The organism is Leuconostoc sp. LN180020, assembly GCF_014844115.1.
In the GTDB taxonomy this organism is placed as follows: domain Bacteria; phylum Bacillota; class Bacilli; order Lactobacillales; family Lactobacillaceae; genus Leuconostoc; species Leuconostoc citreum.
In genome coordinates, this window is sequence record NZ_CP039736.1 from 1152421 (window position 1) to 1175076 (window position 22656).

Annotated in this window: 22 protein-coding genes; 14 read left to right on the forward strand and 8 right to left on the reverse strand. The window is 39.8% G+C overall.

Annotation, left to right across the window (positions count from 1 at the left end; genetic code table 11):
• Positions 1-154 precede the first annotated feature (154 nt).
• From rnz to FAZ25_RS05935, 3 genes are all read left to right on the forward strand, one after another.
• Entirely contained in the window at positions 155-1123 is a 969-nt protein-coding gene (gene rnz / locus FAZ25_RS05925; RefSeq protein WP_192269222.1) for a ribonuclease Z, read from the forward strand.
• An 11-nt stretch (positions 1124-1134) separates the two neighbouring features.
• Positions 1135-3099, forward strand: coding sequence for a single-stranded-DNA-specific exonuclease RecJ (gene recJ, locus FAZ25_RS05930; RefSeq protein ID WP_100666063.1), 1965 nt, complete (start codon positions 1135-1137; stop codon positions 3097-3099).
• An 85-nt stretch (positions 3100-3184) separates the two neighbouring features.
• Positions 3185-3718, forward strand: coding sequence for an adenine phosphoribosyltransferase (locus tag FAZ25_RS05935; protein ID WP_004903276.1), 534 nt, complete (start codon positions 3185-3187; stop codon positions 3716-3718).
• A gap of 33 nt (positions 3719-3751) precedes the next feature.
• On the opposite strand, the gene FAZ25_RS05940 is transcribed toward FAZ25_RS05935, so the two are convergent.
• Both FAZ25_RS05940 and FAZ25_RS05945 read right to left on the reverse strand, forming a co-directional pair.
• A complete protein-coding gene (locus FAZ25_RS05940; protein ID WP_100666061.1) occupies positions 3752-4468 on the reverse strand; it encodes an SAM-dependent methyltransferase in 717 nt (238 codons plus the stop codon).
• An 8-nt stretch (positions 4469-4476) separates the two neighbouring features.
• Entirely contained in the window at positions 4477-5061 is a 585-nt protein-coding gene (locus FAZ25_RS05945; protein WP_192269225.1) for a DsbA family protein, read from the reverse strand.
• Positions 5062-5308: 247 nt separating this feature from the next.
• Between FAZ25_RS05945 and FAZ25_RS05950 the strand changes: the two genes are divergently transcribed.
• The 8 genes from FAZ25_RS05950 to argF all read left to right on the forward strand — a co-directional run bounded on the left by FAZ25_RS05950 (position 5309) and on the right by argF (position 13968).
• The gene (locus tag FAZ25_RS05950) at positions 5309-5887 is read left to right on the forward strand and encodes a GTP pyrophosphokinase family protein (RefSeq protein ID WP_004903269.1); all 579 of its coding nucleotides are present in this window, start codon (positions 5309-5311) and stop codon (positions 5885-5887) included.
• Complete coding sequence (locus tag FAZ25_RS05955) at positions 5884-6681, forward strand: NAD kinase (RefSeq protein ID WP_004905897.1); 798 nt, start codon at positions 5884-5886, stop codon at positions 6679-6681. Before FAZ25_RS05950 ends, FAZ25_RS05955 begins: the two co-directional genes overlap by 4 nt.
• A 72-nt stretch (positions 6682-6753) precedes the next feature.
• On the forward strand, positions 6754-7656 hold the full coding sequence (locus FAZ25_RS05960; RefSeq protein WP_004903264.1) for an RluA family pseudouridine synthase: 903 nt from the start codon (positions 6754-6756) through the stop codon (positions 7654-7656).
• Between the two features lie 38 nt (positions 7657-7694).
• Complete coding sequence (gene mgtE / locus FAZ25_RS05965) at positions 7695-9059, forward strand: magnesium transporter (protein ID WP_192269228.1); 1365 nt, start codon at positions 7695-7697, stop codon at positions 9057-9059.
• Positions 9060-9120: 61 nt separating this feature from the next.
• Positions 9121-10101 (forward strand): LCP family protein, encoded by a 981-nt coding sequence (locus tag FAZ25_RS05970; protein ID WP_004903258.1) that lies wholly within the window; start codon positions 9121-9123, stop codon positions 10099-10101.
• A gap of 153 nt (positions 10102-10254) precedes the next feature.
• Positions 10255-11487, forward strand: coding sequence for an argininosuccinate synthase (locus FAZ25_RS05975; RefSeq protein WP_146992482.1), 1233 nt, complete (start codon positions 10255-10257; stop codon positions 11485-11487).
• A gap of 79 nt (positions 11488-11566) precedes the next feature.
• Positions 11567-12955: an argininosuccinate lyase gene (argH, locus tag FAZ25_RS05980; protein WP_004905893.1), complete on the forward strand. Its 1389-nt coding sequence runs from the start codon at positions 11567-11569 to the stop codon at positions 12953-12955.
• Positions 12952-13968: an ornithine carbamoyltransferase gene (argF, locus tag FAZ25_RS05985; RefSeq protein WP_004907871.1), complete on the forward strand. Its 1017-nt coding sequence runs from the start codon at positions 12952-12954 to the stop codon at positions 13966-13968. The genes argH and argF overlap by 4 nt, the downstream gene beginning before the upstream one ends.
• A gap of 31 nt (positions 13969-13999) precedes the next feature.
• On the opposite strand, the gene FAZ25_RS05990 is transcribed toward argF, so the two are convergent.
• From FAZ25_RS05990 to FAZ25_RS06015, 6 genes are all read right to left on the reverse strand, one after another.
• Positions 14000-15343 carry an MFS transporter gene (locus tag FAZ25_RS05990; RefSeq protein ID WP_146992485.1) on the reverse strand — a complete coding sequence of 448 codons (1344 nt, stop codon included), beginning with the start codon at positions 15341-15343 and terminating at the stop codon, positions 14000-14002.
• A gap of 148 nt (positions 15344-15491) precedes the next feature.
• Positions 15492-17189: an NFACT RNA binding domain-containing protein gene (locus tag FAZ25_RS05995; protein WP_146992487.1), complete on the reverse strand. Its 1698-nt coding sequence runs from the start codon at positions 17187-17189 to the stop codon at positions 15492-15494.
• Positions 17190-17301: 112 nt separating this feature from the next.
• The gene (locus FAZ25_RS06000) at positions 17302-17937 is read right to left on the reverse strand and encodes a copper homeostasis protein CutC (protein ID WP_004901095.1); all 636 of its coding nucleotides are present in this window, start codon (positions 17935-17937) and stop codon (positions 17302-17304) included.
• A gap of 120 nt (positions 17938-18057) precedes the next feature.
• Positions 18058-18228 (reverse strand): 50S ribosomal protein L32, encoded by a 171-nt coding sequence (gene rpmF / locus FAZ25_RS06005; protein WP_004901089.1) that lies wholly within the window; start codon positions 18226-18228, stop codon positions 18058-18060.
• 97 nt (positions 18229-18325) lie between these two features.
• Positions 18326-19141: a nicotinamide riboside transporter PnuC gene (gene pnuC, locus FAZ25_RS06010; protein ID WP_004905317.1), complete on the reverse strand. Its 816-nt coding sequence runs from the start codon at positions 19139-19141 to the stop codon at positions 18326-18328.
• Positions 19142-19234: 93 nt separating this feature from the next.
• Positions 19235-19771, reverse strand: coding sequence for a nucleoside 2-deoxyribosyltransferase (locus tag FAZ25_RS06015; RefSeq protein WP_146992489.1), 537 nt, complete (start codon positions 19769-19771; stop codon positions 19235-19237).
• A 241-nt stretch (positions 19772-20012) separates the two neighbouring features.
• Between FAZ25_RS06015 and FAZ25_RS06020 the strand changes: the two genes are divergently transcribed.
• The 3 genes from FAZ25_RS06020 to FAZ25_RS06030 are packed head-to-tail and all read left to right on the forward strand — an operon-like array spanning position 20013 to position 22649.
• The gene (locus FAZ25_RS06020; protein ID WP_004905315.1) at positions 20013-20690 is read left to right on the forward strand and encodes a VTT domain-containing protein; all 678 of its coding nucleotides are present in this window, start codon (positions 20013-20015) and stop codon (positions 20688-20690) included.
• Between the two features lie 37 nt (positions 20691-20727).
• A complete protein-coding gene (locus tag FAZ25_RS06025) occupies positions 20728-21276 on the forward strand; it encodes a hypothetical protein (RefSeq protein WP_004905314.1) in 549 nt (182 codons plus the stop codon).
• Entirely contained in the window at positions 21273-22649 is a 1377-nt protein-coding gene (locus FAZ25_RS06030) for a nicotinate phosphoribosyltransferase (RefSeq protein WP_012305312.1), read from the forward strand. Before FAZ25_RS06025 ends, FAZ25_RS06030 begins: the two co-directional genes overlap by 4 nt.
• Positions 22650-22656 lie beyond the last annotated feature (7 nt).

Below are 22656 nucleotides of genomic sequence, written 5' to 3' on the forward strand. Positions count from 1 at the left end.
AGGCTGTTTTTTATTTTGTATTCTGATTGTGACGTTAAAAATTGGCGAGATATGGTAAAATGGATAAGTTATGGATGGTCTGTGATCGTCTAATTGATTAGGAGAATAAGTTTGATTATCCGGTCATTTACCGGGTCAAGCTGTCACAATAAAAATGCAACTTGAATTTTTAGGTACAGGTTCTGGGCAACCATCAAAATTTAGAAATGTTACCAGTATTGCTTTGCGTTTATTAGATGAGCGTAACGCAGTCTGGTTATTTGATGTTGGTGAAGCCACGCAACATCAAATTTTAAAAACCACCTTGCGTCCGCGCAAAGTTGAAAAAATCTTTATTTCTCATTTGCACGGAGACCATATTTTTGGGTTGCCGGGGTTCTTGAGTTCGCGTTCATTTCAGGGTGCAGATAAAAATGAACCATTAACCATCTACGGTCCAAAAGGTGTGAAAGAGTTTGTGCAAACAGCCCTCCGTGTCTCTGAAACACGTCTATCTTATCCGTTGGTTTTTGTCGAATTAACGGCAGGTGTTGTTTTTGATGATAAAACATTTCGTGTCATTGCGGCTAAAATGAAACATCGCATTGAAAGCTGGGGGTTTAGAATCGAAGAAAAAGATCATCCTGGTGAACTTTTGGTCAATAAATTACGTGCAGAAAACATACCATCTGGTCCGATATTTGGACAACTGAAGGCAGGAAAACGTGTTAGTTTACCTGATGGTCGTATTTTAGATGGTCATGATTATGTTGGTCCAGCACAAAGGGGACGTGTTGTCACATTTATATTAGACACCCGCCCAAATGATAATATCGAGCTTCTAGCGCGACACGCAGATGTCTTAGTTCATGAAAGTACATATGGTGCCGGTGAAGATGAAGCAAAAATGGCTCGGGCACATGCCCATTCGACGAGTATTAACGCAGCTAATAATGCACGTCGAGCACAGGCCAATCAGTTGGTATTAACGCATCTATCAGCTCGATATATTGGTCCATTGCTTAAAAATTTGGTTTCAGATGTGCGCCATGTTTTCCCAAATACGATTGTTGCAAGAGACCTAGATGTGATAGATGTGCCACTCAAAAAAGAGGTGTCGGTTTCAGACCCACACAAAGTATAAAGAAGGTTACGATGAGTCAGAGTAATTGGCGCTTGATGCCACAACCACCAGAAAAGGCGGTTAGACAACTTACGTCACAATTAAATATTAATCAATTAACGGCTACGATTGTTGCGCAAAAAGGCTATACGACGCCAGAGGCTGCCTTTGGTTATCTGCAGCCGACCATTACGCAGTTACATGATCCCATGTTGCTACATGACATGGATAAAGCATTTGAACGCTTAACAGAAGCAGCTTTTGGTGGCGAAAAAATTGTTGTTTATGGTGATTATGACTTAGATGGTGTCACGAGCACGGCTGTCATGGTTGAAGCTTTAGAAGTATTAGGTGCTGATGTAACGGCCTACATTCCAAATCGTTTTACTGATGGTTACGGACCTAATGTTGCAGCATATCAACGTTTAATTGCAGAGGGTGCTCAGGTAATTGTGACAGTTGATAACGGTGTAAGTGGTCATGAGGCTGTTGCTATGGCAATGCGTGCCGGTGTCGATGTTATCATAACAGATCATCATGAATTAGCCCCAACATTGCCGGAAGCTTACGCAATTGTACATCCAAGACATCCTGACGGACATTATCCATTTGCTGACTTATCTGGCGTTGGTGTTGCTTTCAAACTGGCGCAAGCGTTGTTGACTGATGCGCAGCCAGTGACAGAAAAAAGTGAGTTACCAACAGAGTTATTAGACTTAGTGGCATTGGGTGAAATTGCCGATATGGTATCGCTAACCGATGAAAATCGTACACTTGTTTCTTGGGGGTTAAAACAAATCAGTGATAGCCCACGTCCAGGCATTACTGCTTTGTTAAAAAATGCTGGCCAGGTAGCAGATCAGCCAATTAATTCGGAAACAGTATCTTTTAAAATTGCACCACGCTTGAATGCGGTCGGTCGGTTAGGCGACGCAAAACTTGCCTTAGATTTATTAGTATCACAAGATGACGACACAGCTGTTAATTTGGCCACCCAAGTCGAAGCCATTAACGCACAACGACAAGAAATTGTTGAAGAAGTGTTTGGCGCCGCTAAGCAAATTGCATTATCAGATAAGTACCACGACGATCAAGTTTTGGTTATTGCTGGCGAAAATTGGCATCAAGGTATCTTGGGTATCGTTGCCAGTCGGTTGGTTGAGTTAATGCACAAGCCAGTCATTGTTCTAAGCCAAGTTGATGGTGTTTATAAAGGTTCTGGTCGATCGTATGGCAATTTTGATTTGTACACTTTAATGGGACAATATCGCGATCTCTATGACACATTTGGTGGTCATGCTAGTGCACTTGGATTAGCAATTACACCAGCTCATTTGACATCATTACAAAATCAAATCAAACAGCTTCAGCCACTTAACATTGCTGAAAAAGAAGTAAATGTTAATATGATGTTAAGTGCTGAAACAATGACCACAGCGTCTTATGATGCATTGACACTTTTAGAACCCTTTGGAACCGATAACCCGCAACCGGTCTTTGGTGTGCAAGAACCAAAGATTGCCAAAGCAGCAACTATGGGCACAACAAACCAGCATATTAAATTAACACTGGCTAATCATGTTGAAGCTGTTGGCTTTAATCATCCTGAATGGGCAAGTGTTGTGGCCCATCCGCAAAATATTTCGTTTGCGGCGACGTTAGGCATGAATTATTTTCGCGGTCAAAAAAAATTGCAATTATTGTTAGCTGATATGACTATGCCACAAGTCACGGATAACAATACTCACAAAAAATTCTTTGCCGATGTTTACAAGTTCATCTATGCTAATCAAGACTTGAATTTTGCACAAAACTTGGATAAAATAGCAAAGCAGCTACAAATTACTAAAACTGACCTGAATATCATGGTGCAAGTATTTATCGAACTTGGATTTGTTCATGTTGTGGACGGTGGTTTTGTAAAAGTAGTCCCAAATGCGCCGCAAAAGGCATTAACGATGTCAACCACTTATCTTAAATTTTTGGCTAACCGTTAATGATAAAATAGAAAGTATGAGTATGGCCTAAAGAGGTATCGTACGAGTGTTTAACAGTTCATTAACACATACTCAGAGAGAAAAAATGACAGTAGATTTGTATAATTATGTAGCAACCGTTGAAAATTTTCCAGAACCAGGTGTTAATTTTCGAGATATTTCACCGTTGATGGGGGATGGCGTTGCCTATAAGCAAGCAGTAGATGCCATTGCTGATTTTGCAAAAGATTTAAACGTCGACTTAATTGCTGGGCCTGAATCGCGTGGCTTCATTGTTGGTTCACCACTAGCTTATGCTTTAAATATCGGCTTTGTGCCAGCGCGTAAAGGTGGTAAATTACCACGAGCAGCCGTGAGTGCAGCGTATTCTTTAGAATATGGTGGTGAAAATGTTTTGGAAATTCATCAAGATGCGATTAAACCAGGACAACGTGTCCTAATCGTTGATGATTTGCTAGCAACGGGTGGCACAATTAACGCTACTCGCGAAATCATTGAAAAATTAGGTGGCATTGTTGCAGGGGTTGCCTTTATTATTGAGCTAACAGATTTGCATGGTCGTGAAAAAATTATGCAAAATGGACGTGAAGTACCATTTCTAACACTCATGACATATTAAAAAATAGGGTAAGAATATTTAAGTGTTCTTACCCTATTTAACTAGGAAAATACGGTCATCAATAGTATCAAAAGAGTGATGGTTTGTATTAAGTTCGGGTACTTTTGTTAACTGAGCTGTTTGCCAAAATGCCATAGAATTGGTATGTTTAAATGGTTCACCAATGAGAATGAAGTCACCAGTAAAATGAGTTGCTCGAAGATAATTTAAGATTTTTACATCTGTTTGTGCTGTGTCGGGCGCCCAGCTCATAATAACGACATCGTATGATATGTTCTGTAAGGCTATTTCAGCGTCTAGTGGTATAATTTGAGTCCAAGGATCGGCTATTTCGATATCTTGTTCTTGCCATTGAAAGGTGTCTGTGGCTGTAACCAACTCATTGCCCAGTGCCCGTAGGCCATAGGTAATGAGACCGTTGCCTGCCATGATTTCGAGTACGCGACGGCCAGCAATAAAATGATTGAGGTCAGCCAGCCACTTCAGATTAGGCAAATACCATACGCCAAACTGCGTAATCAACCATTGCCTAAAATTAGATAATAAATCATCTAATGGCATTAAGCTAGGATTTTTCAGTATTTGTTTTTCTGTAAAACTGAGCTTTGGTAGTTGCTTTTGCGGTAGTTTGTGAACTGCTAAACGCTGTAATACGTCTTTGGCAGCTTGAATTTTGAATTGTGCTAATCGGTCATCGGAGAGGCTTTTTTCGTAATCACTTAATGCCTCGAAAAAGGTTGTGTCTATCATCGTTTAATTTAAATTGATAAGTGTTGACGTAAAATGTCTGGTGCTAATGACTTGGCACAATGTGGCGCGAAAGTCGCAATTAGGTTGTCAATTGATAAGTTAGTTAATAGTTGTGTATCGATTGCTGTCGGGTCATCGATGGCAATACAAGGATCAGCTTTGGATAGCATTTGTTTTGCCAAAGCCTGATCTTCTAATACGGCCTGAAATGTTTCTGTGGCCTCGCGGTTAACCAAAAAATCATCAACATTTAGACGTGCTGTTTCCGCTATATTAGTGACTAATGCCAGTGAATAAGCTTGACTTGTTAGGGCATGCTGTAAATTAATTAAAAAACGGCGCGCTTTTTTGTTGCCTTCAACTTGAGCTGCCTTATAGTCCATAGCAATATGACAACTTTTTTGATCGTTATTGTCCGTAGTGCTGTCGCGTAAGTAACTTGGCGTTAGCTTTGCCACAAGGTGATGATCTAAGAGTGGAATAAAGCGCAGATGAACACGCTCAGATAAGTCGTAGCTGAGTTGTAATAGCCGTTCCTCAGTTTTTAAACAATCCGTGGAAAGCGGATTAGAAAAATGATAAATGTCAAGCATGATAGACCTCCGAGATAGCCGATTATAAATATAGTGTTCCTTATCCAAAACCATATTTTACCTGTAAATGATTGTCTTGTCGACTGATAAGCTCAAAACCAAACAAGATGTGTGTTAAAATGGAGTTTGTAAACTAAACGAACAATCATGCTGCGCTATATTGCATACAGATATAGGGCAGCATAACTATGTGAATAAAGATGGGGCGGATGAGCAAGTAAGCATCCGTTTAGAAAGAGGTGTCGTCATGGAATGGGAACGTTTTTTTGTTCCATATCAACAGGCGGTAACAGAGCTGAAAGTTAAGTTACGTGGCTTACGTGACCAGTACGAAAAAGAGGGGAAAAACTCTCCGATTGAATTCGTGACAGGTCGAGTAAAATCAAAGTCATCGATTGAAGAAAAAATAGTACGTCGTCATTTAGAGGAATCGCGTTTAGCATTAGATTTGCAAGACATTGCTGGGGTACGTATTATGACGAAGTACGTAGAGGACGTTTACACTGTTGTTGAATTGTTACGTGATCGCACAGATTTCCAGATTCTTGAAGAGCGTGATTATGTCATGAATGCTAAGCCTTCTGGATATCGTTCGTACCATATTGTAATTGAATATCCCGTACAAATGTATGGCGGGGAAAAGAAAGTATTAGCTGAGATACAAGTGCGTACAATCGCTATGAATGTTTGGGCTACGATTGAGCATGATTTACGTTACAAGCATGGCGATGAGTTACCAGCTGAAATGGCAGAACAACTGACTATTTTGGCAGAAGAAAACTTCGAATGGGATCAAAGAGTCAGTGAGATTCGGGCGACAGAATGAAGATAGCAATTTTTAATAATGATGCTAAAAACTCACAGATGATTACGCAGTCGTTAGTTGCTTCACTTGAGAAAAATGGGCTAACCATTGATAATCAGCATCCAGATATTGTCATTACTGTTGGGGGTGATGGCACGTTGCTGGGTGCTTTTCAGCATTACGTTGATCAGATTGATACAATCCGTTTTGTTGGCTTACATACAGGCCATCTGGGATTTTATACCGATTGGTTGAGCACTGAGCTTGCCAATCTGGTGAGCAGCTTAACGCATGACAATGGTCAGCGTGTAAGCTATCCCTTGTTAGACATGACGGTTGTTCATGAAAGCGGTGAGCAGTATCATTTTTTGGCGCTTAATGAAGCCGCAATTAAGCAACCGGTCGGTACATTAGTTGCTGATATATACTTAGGTGGTCAATTATTCGAACGCTTTAGGGGTGATGGCATTGCCGTTGCTACGCCGACCGGCTCAACAGCTTACAATAAAGCTAATGGTGGCGCTGTATTACATCCAAAATTATCAGCAATCCAAATGTCAGAGATTGCTTCGATTAATAATCGTGTGTTTAGGACATTGGGGTCGCCATTAGTCGTTCCCAAAGGTGAAGAAATTATCGTCAAGCCAAAAAGTAATCATTTTTTGGTGATGTATGATCAATCTGAAATCAAAGGCCGACATATTAATGAGCTGCGTTTTCGTGTCGCTGATAAACAAGTGCATTTTGCGGCATATCGACATGTCGATTTTTGGCAACGTGTCCATCGGGCGTTTATTAATGATATTGAGTCATAACAATATTTTATATTTATTGAGAGGAATATATGCACAAAACGGCTTTGTTTTGCTGCATTTACATAGTTAGTCATGCAATTTACTTGGACATATTCAGGCACAGAACAACGAAAGGTGAGAACATTTTTACAAGCGCATGGGGTCTCACATCGTATGTTTAGCCAAATGAAGCATAATGGTGGTGCCATTTTAAAAAATGGGCAACAGGTTTATACCTCGGATTATTTAGATCATGGGGATCAAGTGACGATAGTCATGCCAACTGAAAAAGGAAACGATTTAGTTGTGCCTGATTATCGACCACTCGATATTATTTTTGAAAATGAGCATTGGTTAGTTGTTGATAAACCATATGGGGTAACAACTGTACCTGGCCACGCTGACCGTCTACATACACTGGTTAATCAAGTGAAAGGTCACTTGGAAGAGATTAATGCCGAAGATTTAGTGCCTCACGTGGTGACAAGACTAGATAGAGATACATCTGGTATTGTGCTATTGGCTAAACATCGCTTTGCGCACGCTGTTTTGGATCAACAATTACAGGATCACACAGTAGAAAAATTTTACTTAGCTTATCCCAGTGGTATTCTTACTGAAGATCATGGTGACATTAATGCTCCGATTGGGCGTGTAGAAGGCGATTTTATTAAACGAGAAGTTCGTGATGATGGCAAACCTTCACGTACCGAATATTGGGTCGAGCGCCGTTATGATGAAAATGGCGAGCAGCCAATGACGCGTGTGAAAGTGCAATTACATACGGGGCGCACACATCAAATCCGTGTCCATTTTAAAAACATTGGCCACCCATTGGTTGGCGATGATTTATACGGCGGACCATTGTGGCATGGCTTAAAAAGACAGGCATTACATGCTTATCACATGCGTTTTTACGACCCATTCATTGAGGATTACCGTGAATTTAATACAAAGTTACCAGAGGATTTAAAAGGGTTGCGTGATTTGATTTAAACGATAATAAGCATAATAGCAGGAGGTGTACGGTTAATATGGCTGAGCAAATTGAAGAATTAAACCAGACAATTCAGCACCTTTCAGACTTGATTCAGTCTGGACAAGACAATACATTTATCGATAGTTTTGAAGCACTACATGAGTATGAAATGGCACAAGCGTATGCTGGTTTGCCAGAACAATTTCGTAGTGTTGCCTGGCGGTTACTTTCTGATGATATCCTAGCCAGCGTTTTTGACAATCTGGATGTTGATGAGGTTGACATCGTTGCGTTACTGAAAGAAATGCCACCAAGACGCGGTGCTCGTATTTTGCAAGAAATGTACGCCGATAATGCGGCCGACGTGTTACAAGAAATGCCACCGCGGCTAGTTGCAACCTATCTTAGTCTGATGCCAAAATCAGAAGCCGATGAAGTGCGCCAACTCATTAATTATGATGAGCAAACTGCCGGTTCGTTAATGTCGACAGAATATTTAGCTGTTGAAGAAAATTTACATGTTGACGATGTGATGCATTTGGTTAAAAAGCAAGCACTGGAAGCGGAATCAATTAGTTATGTTTACGTGCTCGATAAGCAAGAACATTTGATGGGTGTTATTTCTTTACGAGATTTGCTGACCCATGCTGATGATTTACCAGTGATTAATATTACCAATGAGCGTATCATTAGTGTTAAAGCTGGTGATGATCAGGCAGATGTTGCACAAATTGTGGCTAATTATAACTTCCTTTCTATTCCTGTTACCGATGATAATAATCGTTTGTTAGGTGTTATTACAGTTGATGATATTGTTGATGTTATTGACGAAGAGGCCGTCGAATATTACTCTGGTTTGGCGGCCGTTAACGTCAGTCAAATTAACGATACGCCTTGGCACTCTGCTGTTAAGCGTATTCCTTGGCTAATTGCATTATTGTTATTAGGTATGACAACCGCAACTTTAATTAGCTCTTACGATGGCTTAGTGAGGCGTGCTTCAATCTTAGCTGCTTTTATTTCTTTAATTACTGGAACAGCTGGAAATGCTGGGACACAAGCCTTAGCCTTAGCGGTGCGTCGTATTGCCGTGGGAAGTGATAAAAATGGCTTAAGAGATTTCTTTAGCGAAGTTATTGCTGGTATTTTGGTGGGTATCGCTACTGGTTTGTCAGTGTTTATAGTGGTCGCGCTATGGAAACAAAATGTTGTCTTAGGCTTTGCTGTAGGATTAGCAATGACAATTGCTATTATTGTTGCCAATCTAGCAGGTTATCTCATTCCTGTTGTAATTGATAAAATTGGCTTTGACCCAGCAGTGGCGAGTGGGCCTTTTATCACCACATTATCCGATTTAACCTCTGTGCTAATTTACTTTAATGTCGCACAACTGTTTATTACACATTTCATTGGTGGTTAGGGTTACAATGATTACCTTTTGCTAATTTTTTGAGAAGTCGTTTAATTAAGGAGTAAGTGTCATGACACGTGAATCATTACATCGACAGGGTAAACAAAATGGCCGCAAAAAAAGCCATACAGTTCGTCGTATCATTTTAATTATTGTTGGCCTATTGTTGCTGTCTGGTGTTGCTGTAGGTGCGGTAACCTATTATAAAATGAATCGCACAATTAGTAAGATGCAGAAACCTTCTGCAACAACGAAAAAAGCTGATCAAGTCACTGCAAGCAAAGCGCCAGTATCATACTTATTGCTGGGTACTGATACTGGTGAGCTAGGCCGTGATTATAAAGGCCGCACAGATACTATGATGGTTATGACAGTTAATCCATCGAAACAAACGACGACAATGACATCAATTGCGCGTGATACCTTAGTCACTGTCAATGGCCAACAAATGAAAATTAATGCGGCTTATGCCTATGGTAATGCTGATTCAGCGTTATCTGCTGTTGAAAATTTATTGAACATTAAAATCAATGGTGGCTATTTTCTGGTTAATATGGCAGGCATGATTAAAATGGTTGATGCCGTTGGCGGTGTTGATGTGATATCACCATTAACATTTACAACTGAAGGGGATGATACGCAAGCTGACTCTAAAAAGCAATATTCGTTTGTTGCTGGTCAAAGCTACCACATGGACGGCAACGAGGCGCTGGCTTTTTCAAGGATGCGACACGAAGATCCAGATGGTGATTATGGTCGTCAAAGAAGACAACAATTAATCATTCAAGCAGTCCTCAAGCATGCGGCAAGTGTTGGATCACTGTTTAATGATACATTGTTAAACATGTTATCTAATAATATTCAAACTGATGTATCTAGCAGTTCTATGAGAAATTTGGCGTTTAACTATCGTTCAGCATTATCTCATGTTAAGCAAGATCAGCTGCATGGTACAACACAAAGCATGGGGGATTTAGGTGCGGTTGAGGTTATGACGCCAACTGAAATTGATCGTGTCCACCGTGCCATAACTGAACAAATGACGAAATAAAAAAGCAGATTAAGGTTATCTGCTTTTTTATTGCAAAAATATACATTTTTATCGCTGTTATTCAGCCTTAAAGTGTATATAATCAGTAAATGGTTGAATAAAAAAACGGTGGGCGGTATTATTAATGCATACATAAACACGGAGGTCACTAACATGACAGAAAAATTAGTATTAGCTTATTCAGGTGGTTTGGATACTTCAGTTGCTATTCCTTGGTTAAAAGAAAAAGGATACGATGTTATTGCAGTGGTCTTAAACGTCGGACAACATGGCAAAGATATGGTTGCTATCCAGGAAAAAGCACTTAAAGTTGGCGCTAGCCAGTCTATCGTTATTGACGCACAAGCTGAATTTGCAGACCAATATGTTGCACCAGTGATTAAAGCCAATATGTTATATGAGGGCGAATATCCAATGGTTTCAGCTCTCTCACGACCTTTAATTATTAAAAAATTAGTGGATATCGCACACGAAAATGAAGCAGTTGCTATTGCACATGGCTCAACAGGACACGGTAATGATCAGGTTCGGTTTGAAGCAGCAATTCATGCTTTGGACCCAGATATGAAAATTGAAGCACCTATTCGTGATTTTCAATGGTCTCGAGAAGAAGAAATTGAATATGCTCAGCAACATGATGTGCCTGTACCAATTAATTTAGAGTCACCATACTCAATAGATGAAAACCTATGGGGACGTGCTAATGAAGCGGGTATTTTGGAAAATCCTTGGCATCAGGCACCCGAGGATGCTTATGCTTTAACGACAGCAATTGAAAATACACCTGATATACCAGAATTTGTTGACGTCACATTTACTGCTGGCATTCCAACATCATTAGATGGTAATGAAATGCCATTAGCCGATTTAATTATTAAACTCAATATCATGGCAGGCACGCATGGCATTGGACGTATTGATCATATTGAAAATCGTTTGGTTGGGATTAAATCACGTGAGATCTATGAAGCACCGGCAGCAGCTGTTTTGATGACAGCACATAAAGATCTCGAAGATTTGACATTGGAACGCGATGTGGCTCACTTTAAGCCAATGGTGGAACAACAACTTGCTAATTTAGTTTATGAAGCTAAATGGGTATCACCGCTATTTGATAGTCTTATGGCTTTCGTTGATGAGACACAGAAAAATGTAAACGGTGTGGTGAAGATGAAGTTATTCAAGGGAAGTGCCATTGCTGTTGCACGTCAATCAGAGCATAATTCACTTTATGATGAGGATTTAGCAACATATACCAGTGCCTCATCCTTCGATCAAGCCGCGGCAGTTGGTTTCATCAAATTATGGACATTGAGTAACACGGTGTACGAACAAGTGAATCATGTTCACAGTCAAAAGCCCAGTCAATTGAAGCTTAAAAATTAAAAAAGATGGCGAAAGCCATCGTACATAAATAGGGAAAGGATTATATTGTTTATTGGCAAAACAATATTGTTAAAATGTTATGACAACAACAAAACTATGGGGTGGCCGCTTCACTGCTAAGGCTGCAGAATGGGTCGATGAGTTTGGTGCATCAATTCATTTTGATGAGCAAATGGCAGCCGAAGATATCGAGGGTTCAATTGCCCATGCTAAAATGCTTGGTAAGCAACAAATTATTTCAGAATCTGAGTCAGCAGAAATTGTTGCTGGATTGGTGGCCTTAAAAAAAGAGTTAGATGATGGCATGCTAGCATTTGATGTTAAAAATGAAGACATTCATATGAATATAGAAGTGCTGTTAACAAAAAAAATTGGGGCGGTAGCAGGTAAATTACACACAGCACGTTCACGGAATGATCAAGTTGCAACAGATTTTCATTTGTGGGTGAAACATCGCTTGCCACATGTGTTGGATGCGTTAACTGAATTACAAGAAACTCTGTTACAGCTAGCAACACAACATGCTGGAACAATTATGTCAGGCTATACACATTTACAACATGCGCAACCAATTACTTATGGTCATTATCTTTTAGCGTATTGTGAGATGTTTCAACGTGATTATGATCGTTTTGAGTTTAACCAAAAGCATACCGATATGTTGCCACTTGGGGCAGCAGCTTTAGCTGGCACAACGTTCCCAATCGATCGTGAGTTTGTTGCAGAGCAGTTAGGTTTTAATGATATCTACCATAACTCATTAGATGCCGTGTCTGATCGTGATTTTGCATTAGAATTTTTATCTAATGCGGCCATGCTGATGATGCACTTATCTCGTATGGCAGAAGAATTGATTTTATGGTCAACGTATGAATTCAATTATATCGAATTGTCTGATGATTTTTCGACAGGATCATCGATTATGCCACAAAAAAAGAACGCAGACTTTGCAGAATTAGTGCGTGGTAAAACAGGGCGCACGTATGGTGCATTAATGGCACTTTTGACAACGATGAAAGCACTTCCTTTAGCATACAATAAAGACATGCAGGAAGATAAAGAACAAGTCTTTGATGTGATGGATACTGTGCTGGCTGCGATTAAAATTTTTACGGGTATGTTGAGTGAAATAACAGTGCATAAAGAACGCATGTTAGCAAGTACGCAAGATGATTTTTCTAATGCGACCGAACTAGCTGATTATTTAGCAACAAAGGGTGTTCCTTTTCGTGAAGCACACGCGATTGTCGGGCAATTAGTGTTGACTGGTATTCAAACCCATACGCCTCTTCAGAACATGGCTTTAGCTGATTTACAGGCAGCGGCACCGCAGATTGAAGCTGATATTTATCTTGTATTGCAATCAGAAACAGCTGTCAATCGTCGTACTTCAATTGGTGGTACTGCTGTAGCGAACGTACAAAAAGAAATTGCACGTCAGTATAAAAATTTGGAGGCGCGTCAATGAGTTCACATTTTCAAGGGAAATCTTTTTTAAAAGAAATTGATTTTACCAAAATTGAGTTAGAAACCTTAATTGATTTAGCAGCACATTTTAAGTATCTCAAGCAACAGCATATTCCTCACCAATATTTACAAGGAAAAAATATTGCGTTGTTATTTGAGAAAACCTCAACACGGACACGTTCTAGTTTTACAGTGGCGGCAAATGATTTAGGGGCACATGCTGAATTTTTAGGACAACATGATATTCAATTGGGTAAAAAAGAATCATTAGTAGATACGGCTAAAGTATTTGGTCGGATGTATGATGGTATCGAGTATCGTGGCTTTTCTCAAAAAACTGTAGAAGATTTAGCGACGTATTCAGGGGTGCCGGTTTGGAATGGCTTAACCGATGCATGGCACCCCACACAGATGTTGGCCGATTTTCTAACAATTAAAGAGAAATTAGGTTCACTTGATGGTGTGACACTAGCATACATGGGCGACGGTCGCAATAACGTTGCACATTCACTATTAGTTACGGGTGCTATTTTGGGTGTTAATATTCATATTGTAGCACCTAAGTCTTTACAACCAAATCGTGATGTACAAGACATAGCACAGCAGAAAGCAGCCGAATCTGGTGCAACATTGATGATAACCGATGATATCACAGCGGGTGTTGCTGGCGCTGATGTTTTGTATACGGATGTCTGGGCCTCAATGGGCGAAGAATCAACTTTTGCAGAGCGCATTAAGTGCTTATTACCCTATCAAATTAATCAGGCATTGGTATCGGCAACAGGGAATCCTAACGTCATTGTATTACATGATTTGCCAGCTTTTCATGATTTAAATACAACAGTTGCCCAGCAAATATATAAAAAATACGGTTTAACCGAAATGGAAATTACTGACGAAATATTTAATGCACCCTTTGCTTATCAATTTGATCAGGCAGAAAATCGTTTGCATACGATTAAGGCTGTGATGGCAGCAACATTAGGTCATATGTTTTTACCGATAGGATACTAAAAAAGTTCGCATTGCGAACTTTTTTAGTATCCTAATTCTTTTTTTGGCGAACATGCAAGAAGACAAATAAAACAAGGGCACAGCTGATAAATATTGCTAAATAACCAATACCTGTCTGCGCGCCAGTGAGTACTCCTTGGTGTGGTTGTTGGCGCATGGCTTGTCCCAAAATTTGGGCCACAATAGCAGTCGCTGCAGCGCCAACAAGTTGTTGCATCGTGTTTAATACCGCATTCCCATCAGCTGTTTCGTGGTTCTTAAGTGCACCTAACGTTAAAGTCATGAAGTTAGCATAAGCTAGACCAGCGCCTACCATCATCAAAACGTGTAGACCAAGTAGGGACCAGAAATTAAGTAAGGGTAAGAATACAACAAAGCAAATGAGTGCGGTTGTTGAAAAGCACAAGCCAACAAAAACTGGCCAAAAACGACCGATACGATCTAACAAAGCACCAGCTATTGGTGCAAGCAGTGCGCCGATTAAAGCACCTGGAAACATAAACATACCAGCAACAGTCGCATTATGTTGCTGATATAACTGCAAATAATTTGGCAAGATAAACGACAAACCGAGTAAGATAGCTTGATAGACTAGCATGCCATACATATAGGCATCGAAATACACATTACGAAAAAGCGTGAGATTAATCATTTTTTGTTTTTTGTTCACATGATAAAACATAAAGAGTGCTAGTAATCCGATAAAGTATAACGGTAGTGATTTCTGTTCAATGGCTAACAATCCAGTTGCCAAGCCGATTGAAAGGCAGACAAATGATCGGAAGGGAAAAGGCTCAGTTAGACGAACAGGCTCTTTAGGAATACTAAACATGCCAATAATGAGCGAGATAACTAACAAGATAACAAGTGACCAAAAAATAGCCCGCCACCCAAAGCTGTTCAACAAAATGCCACCATAAGTTGGGCCAATGGCAGGTGCTAACGAAGTAATCATGCTGCCAATACCCATCATCATGCCGCGTGTTCTCATTGGTGAGTGGGTCAGTATAATATGAAACATCAGTGGTAAAGCAATGCCGGTGCCAATGCCTTGTAAGACACGTCCAGCTAATAACCAAGTTAGTGTTGGTGAAAAAGCATCACAAATAATACCGATCAGAAACAAAATATTTGCCGTCATAAATAATGTACGTATTGAAAAATTACGAATTAAAAATGCTGAAATGGGTATAATAACAGCAATTGCCAATAGGTAACCCGTAGTAATCCACTGCACAGCATTTGTCGTGACACTAAATTCAGTCATTAACTGTGGAAAAGTAACATTCATAGCTGTCTCAATCAAGACACCACTGAAACTTAATATGCCAGAAGCAATCACTGCCGGCATAACATGCCAATTGTTTGTTCTCATGAATTAGCTCCTTAAAAAATAAAAAGAGGTGTGACATTATCTAAAAAGATAATGTCACGCCTCTTTTGTCGGCATGTGTTTTAACACATGCTATCTGTACGAAACAACAGTTTTAAATTTACCAGACAAATAGGTGATTTGTCAAGGGTTAAGATTTTATTTTTAAGCGTGCTATAAGGTCGGGTTCGGGTGTCACATAAAGTGTTTGTTGACCTTCAAAAATAACGAATCCGGGTTTGGCACCATTGGGTTTACGTAGTTTTCCAGCTGGTAAATAATCTACGGGAACATTTGCCGATTGCCTTGCCTTACTGTAGTAGGCGGCCAATTTAGCAGCCTCTAGTAATGTTGTTTCGGAGGGTTGAGGTGAGTGGATAATAACATGTGAACCAGGTATTTTCTGAACGTGAAGCCAAATGTCACGGCGGTCGGCTTGTTTCAAAGATAACCGCTCATTTTGCAAATTGTTTTTGCCAACTTCGATTAGTGTGCCATCGGAACTTTCAAAACGGTCGGGCTTAGAAATTTTCGGCTTTTGCTTACTTTTTTTTGTAGTGCGAATGTAGCCACCATTCATCAATTCAATGCGTATGTCAGCAACATCCTTAGGTGAGGCGACCTCTAATTGTGCAACAATGTTGTTAAAATAATCAATTTCTGCTGTTGTTAATGCCAATTGGGTATTGACATAGTTTACAGCAGTTCTTAACTTACGATACTTATTAAAATATTTTTCAGCATTCTTTAGTCCATTTAATTTTGGATCAAGCGGAATATTTAATAACTTATTGTTGTCATAATAATTTTCAATCGCGACAGATGTCATACCCTTTGTCACTAAATGTGGATAGGTAATGAGTAAATCACCCATAACTTTCAGTGCATCAGCATTTTCAGCATCAGTTAAGGTCGCTAATAATTTTTTCTTTTTAGTATTATTTTTTTTCAGTTCGTTTTTAACGACGCGTACAAGTGAGCCGGCTTGTTGATTGACACGTTCGCGTTCAGCCTTACCAACGTAATAGGCATCTAGCATGATCCCAAGACTATCAAAATGTTGCTTGGTCGCAAAGTCTTGTAGCCAATCAATGGCTGCATAACTCAGATTCCCCTTATCAGAGTGAAACAGAGTTGGCTTTGGTTGATCAAAAGCTGCTAGCCAATTTTTTGCATACTGAATCCGATCGCCAGTTGTATCGATGGCTCGCGTTAAAGCTTTTGCTGAGTCCTGACTGAAGCCTTGATAAGTTGCTTGGATAAAGGCTGGCCATGCTTCAACCGGTTGGTCAAGAATCATTGTCGCTAAATCAGTTAAATCATTAGTGAAAGGGTTAAGCTTATGCTGTTCAGGCGGTAGAATGTAACGAGCACCGGGCATTAACGAGCGGACACGATTTTGGTCAGCGGGGACGTGTTTGATTAATTCTAAAATACGGGCGTCGCTTTCACGTACCAAAAAAATATTAGAATGACGCCCCATCATTTCAATTGTTAGTCGAATTTCTTGCACATCACCTAATTCGTCACGCGCATTAACGTAAAAATTAATCATACGATCATTAGCAACTTGTTCAATCTTTTGCAGCTTGGCGCCTTCAAGATAACGCCTTAGAAACATCACAAAGTTCGGTGCTGTTTGCGGATTTTCATAAGGAATATAGGTGATTTGTGCGCGAGCATAAGTCGGGTGGGCGCTTAGCAACAAAGGATAGTTTTGGCCATTTTGTCGCACGACTAAAACAATCTCGTTAGCATAGGGTTGGTGAACTTTTGTAATACGGCCACCAACAAGTTTTTCATTAAATTCATGCACAAGGGCATGTGTAAACAGACCATCCAGTGGCATTTCTTGTTCCTCACTTTTTGAATGTTGTTGATTCCAATACTAGTCATTTAAAAATGGTCACTTTATAATAATTAAAGCGACCATTCAATCAATATTTATTGTGATGTGACAGCTAAACTATTTTTGAGCCATGTACTTCTGTAACGCCTAATGTGTTGGCAATACGTTGCGCATTTGCGACAGTTACGCCACCACCAGGGAGAATAGTTAAATCCGGTGGTGAAGTATTGACTAAAGTTTGCAACTCGGATAGAAGATCGGTAATTGGTGTTTCTAACATCCCACCATGTGTTAGAATACGTTTGACATGATGATCAGACAGCCATTGCATCACGTTTTGTTGGCTTTCTTGGGCAATATGGTCAAATGCCATGTGCATAATGACTTCTAAATGTAACTCATGAGCATGATTAATGAGTAACATCATGGCATCAAAGTCTAGTTGATGGTTACGGACGACACCAAATGTCACATATTGACCACCGAGGTCTGCAATTTGCTGAAGACTATCTTGCATTTGTTGCAGTTCTGCATCATCGTAAGCAAAATCACCACCTCGTGGGCGAACCATAATGACGACAGGAACGTCTTCGACAGCCATCAAGGTGTCAATGATTGTACGCGTATCAGGTGTTAAACCACCGAGTTCTAAGTGGCTACTGAGTTCAATTCGATTAGCGCCTTTGCGGCGCGCTTGTTTGGCAGCTTCAACAGAGTCAACAGCCGCTTCTCTAATTGTAATTGTCATGTCACTATTCTACCACAAAAGTGACATGATGATGTTAAATGAGATAAAAAATCATTGTAATTTGTTATGTAAAGGAAATAAAAAGCCTACTTCTTAAATTAGAAGTAGGCTTTTATGTGATTACTTTTCAATCACTTGCTTGCCGTTATAAACACCAGAAGGTGATACACGGTGAGCTACGCGGTATTCACCAGTTGTCTTGTCCAAAACAATGTTAGGAACATTCAAACCGATGTGTCCGCGGCGGTTACGCTTATGAGACTTAGAGTTCTTGTTTGATGGGGTAGCCATAATGGCACCTCCTTTCGTTTCAATTTATCAACTAGTCAAGTTTATCTAAAATTGAGCCATTTGTCAATAGGTTTTTAAAAAATCGTGTCAAGGTTTTTTACTTGACACTGTTTTTTGCAAGCTGTGCGGTGATATCTTTGTGGTGGAACCAAGAAGATTGTAATAAGGCCAATATATCATTAGCAAAATACATTAAATAGGTTACCAGAATGACAATAGCTGAAGCACCTAAGGCACCACCAGCAGCAACCGTTAATCCCCACAAGATAATTTGCATGATACCTTGTAATAACCAAGCAAACCAACTCTCAGAAAAACGAAAGGTGGTTAGCACGGCACCAATTAAACCAGTACCAAGCACAAGTGAGTCAGATATTGGTCTAGGTGTATGCAAAATTTTTGTTTCAAAAAGATAAGCCGCAACGAAAGCAATAATTGCAACGACAGTTAGCATTGTGTACCAGAAAACTTTACCGTGTTTTTCACCACGTATATCAGTTTCATGAATGAAGCGGACATGCTGATTCGTATTTTTTACCCACCCTGGCATAATGAGCACGGGGATGTCAAGTAGAATCACGTAAGTGAGCTGTAGCATAGCATCAGCTGGATTACGGTGTAGCCAAGCCACATAAATATAGATAGCTGCAGATAACAGACCAAAAAGGCCATTCATAGGTTTGGCTTCTTTGAGACCAAGGACAGTAATCCAACCAAATGCTGCAGCAAAAAAAGTGGCGAATGTCATTGACGTGATAACCGCGCCCATGGCAAAACTAGTGTAGGCAATAATCAGTAACCCGACACCCAATAACGTGTAAGATAGGCGAGTCCAACCTTTGAACTGCTGGCCATACCAGATTGGATTTAGAAGTTGCCAATGTGAAATGTGATTTGTTTGATTAATGTTCATGATAATTATCGGAATTAAGGCACTCTGATTGGTTGCTGTTTTTTAAACGGAGCTTTGAGAGAGCGGCCCGATACCTTTCTTAAATTTTGTGCTTTAAATTAACTTACCCATATACTTGTTTGGTGTAATATCAAAGAAATCATAATCAGCCAATGCATCAGTAGAGGTGACATGAGCATCTGTACCAAATGATAGCATTAAGTTAATTGGATGCTCATCAATATTACCAGCAAAAACAGAGACCACTGGTGTATGAGAAGCAACTGAGTAGCCAAGCTCCATAGCTGTTCCAGTATCTGCATCTTCAGCTTCAAAGACGGCAACGGTCAAGTCTGAATTGTCAATGGCTTTAATATCAGCCTTATAGGTCATGGCGCCCCATTCAAAATCTGGGGTGTTATTAGATGTGCCTAATGCTACGCCGCCATACTGATGCAATAATGGCACATGGATATGGGCAATCGTTGGGTTAGCGCTTAACTTTGTAAAAGCTTCTTTAAGTAATTGTTCTTGGTGATCTGAAAACCAACCGGCAGCTAAATAAATATTTTTTGCCCCTGGTAATTTTTTACTATTATCAACGCGACGACTAATTTCTTCTAATTCTTTGATGAGCTTTGCTTCATTCATGTGTTTTCTCCTTCTTGTTATGAGTAACGTATTTAACTTTACATCAGATTATTTTCAAGATGTTGTAATATCAGCTAAATAGACAAAACTTGTCCAAAATCTATCTTACCTTATTCGGGAAAGATTTAAAATAATGTTGCACGATTTAGGTTTACTATCCAATATGTGATACACTTGAATTACTATAAAATGAGGAGTAACGTGTTTCTCTTGCATTAGAATTAAGGAACACAATAAACACATGTTTTTAATTGATTTCATCCTCCATATTGATGCACACATTGCCTCGCTTGTGACACAATTTGGACCATGGACCTACTTGATTTTATTTGCTATTATTTTTATTGAGACTGGTGTGGTCATTATGCCATTCCTGCCTGGTGATTCGTTGCTTTTTGCTGCCGGTGCCGTTGCAGCAACTTCTGCAGGTATTGCTGCTGGTTTAAATCATTGGGTCTTTATGGTATTATTCTTTATTGCTGCTGTTGCCGGTGATTCACTTAATTTTTGGATTGGTCGAACAGGTGGCTATCGCTTAGTTAAGCATCCAATTATTGGCCGCTTTATTAAGGAAAATCATATTCGAGAAGCTGAAGGCTTTTTCGAAAAGCATGGGGCAATGGCCATTATTATTGGGCGTTATATGCCAATTGTTCGTACATTTGTGCCATTTGTTGCCGGTATTAGTCAGTTTCCCTTTGTGCATTTCTTAAGAAACACAGTGATTGCTGCTTTTTCATGGAGTTTTATTGCGACTGGGGCGGGCTATATGTTTGGTAATATTCCCTTTGTTAAACGTCACTTCTCTGTTATTATTATCGGTATTGCCTTGGTGACTTTACTACCAACCATTATTGGGGTTATTAGATCACTAGTCATTAACCATCGTACAAAAAAAATTGATCAATCAAAAAAGTAAAGCTGCCTGAGGGTAGCTTTTTTAGTATAATAAGAGCATGAATAATATAGAAAAATTACAACAATTAACACATATAACAACAGCAGAAATCGCAGACGCACTTGATGTTGACGTGGCAACTGTGACAGCTTGGCAACAAGAAGAAAGTATGCCAACCGTCGGCGAATTTGAAGCACTAGTTGGCATTTTTTCAAGCCAGTTAGATGCGCAAGGTATTGTCACACAATCAGAAAAACATCCTATTCATATTCGCTTATCACTAGACTATCTGATGAATCTTGGGATAACAATGTCTGACTGGATTACACTTAAATGGGCATTTGAGGGACAATGGTCCGGCTTTAATCTAGCAGTAGGCTTCTTTGATAAAGGTCATTTGGTGCGCGTTGTGACGTCGCCAGAAGAATTTGTGTCTGCTTTTGCAGGGTATTTAATTTTACAGACTGAGGGTGAATTTGAACCCTACATTGATGAATTTGACGATGACAAACTATATGACTGGCGTCTGATTAAAGTAGCTGGTGATCGTTTTGAAGATGTTACGCAAATGTTAATATCGACTGACTTACCGGAGATAACCTTATGACAGAAAATCTCATTTTGGCCACTGATGCTTATAAATTAACACATCATCTACAATACCCAACTGACATCACGAAACTATACTCTTATGGCGAGGCACGTGTTGGCGGGCGTTTTGATACAGTGAGTTGGTTTGGTTTGTCAATGATTCTACATGATTACTTTAGACAGCCAATTACGGATGAAATGATTGATGAAGCTGAGAGAGTAGCAAAACAGACGTTTAATACGACCGCTTATTTTAACCGTGACGTTTGGGAAAAAGTAAAAACGTTGGGCTATTTTCCTGTGAAAATTAAAGCATTACCTGAAGGTATGACAGTGCCAGTAGGTAATGCCTTGTTTACAATTGAGTCGACACAGGATTGGTTTGCAACAAGTTTAAATGCTTTGGAAGTTGTATTAATGCACGTTTGGTATCCAACGACTATCGCAACAAATTCTTTATACATAAAAAAAAGTTTGCAACCCTTGTTTGAAAAAACAGGCACACTAACAAATTTACCAGTTGCTGTTAACGATTTTGGATTACGTGGCGCAACATCTTTGATGTCTGGAAAACGTGGCGGGGCAGCCCATTTATTACATTTTCAAGGTTCAGATAATATGGCTGCTTCAAGTTATTTTGAGGCAGTTTACGGTGTTTCAGGTCGCGCGGCATCGGTCTGGGCAACCGAACATTCAGTAGCCACAGCTTACGGTCCGGGAGAAGGTGAAATAGATTATGTTAATGCACAACTTGATCGGGCACCTGATGATGCGATTTTATCAATTGTGATTGATTCATATGATGCGCTAAATTTCGTGACCCATGTTATCGGATCAGCGACGATTAAACAACGAATACGTAGCCGTCAAGGTCGCATTGTGTTACGACCAGATTCTGGTGATCCTGAAATTATTGATTTGCAGGTCTTGAATTTGCTTGCTGATATCTTTGGAACAACCTTAAATGATAAAGGCTATCGTATTTTGAATGACAATGTTGGTATTATTCAAGGCGATGGTATGAAAGCAGATACAATTGTGTCATTATATGAAACCATAATAGCTGCAGGTTGGTCAGCTGACAATCTCATTGTTGGGTCAGGTGGTGGGCTTTTGCAAGAAGGATTCACACGTGACACGGAAAGATTTGCAATCAAAGCCGCTTACGCAGAAACAGCTGATGGGCGTCACATTAACATTCAAAAAAATCCTAAAACAGACATGACCAAAGCGTCCAAAGCTGGTTTATTGAAAGTCATTCTAGATGGTAATACGATTAAAACAGTAGCGCAAGATGTAGCTGGCGATGATTTGTTAGCGACTGTTTATGAAGATGGGAAACTCTCGGCGATTGATGGTCCAAGTATTATTCACCGTGCTAGTTTATGAGGTCAGT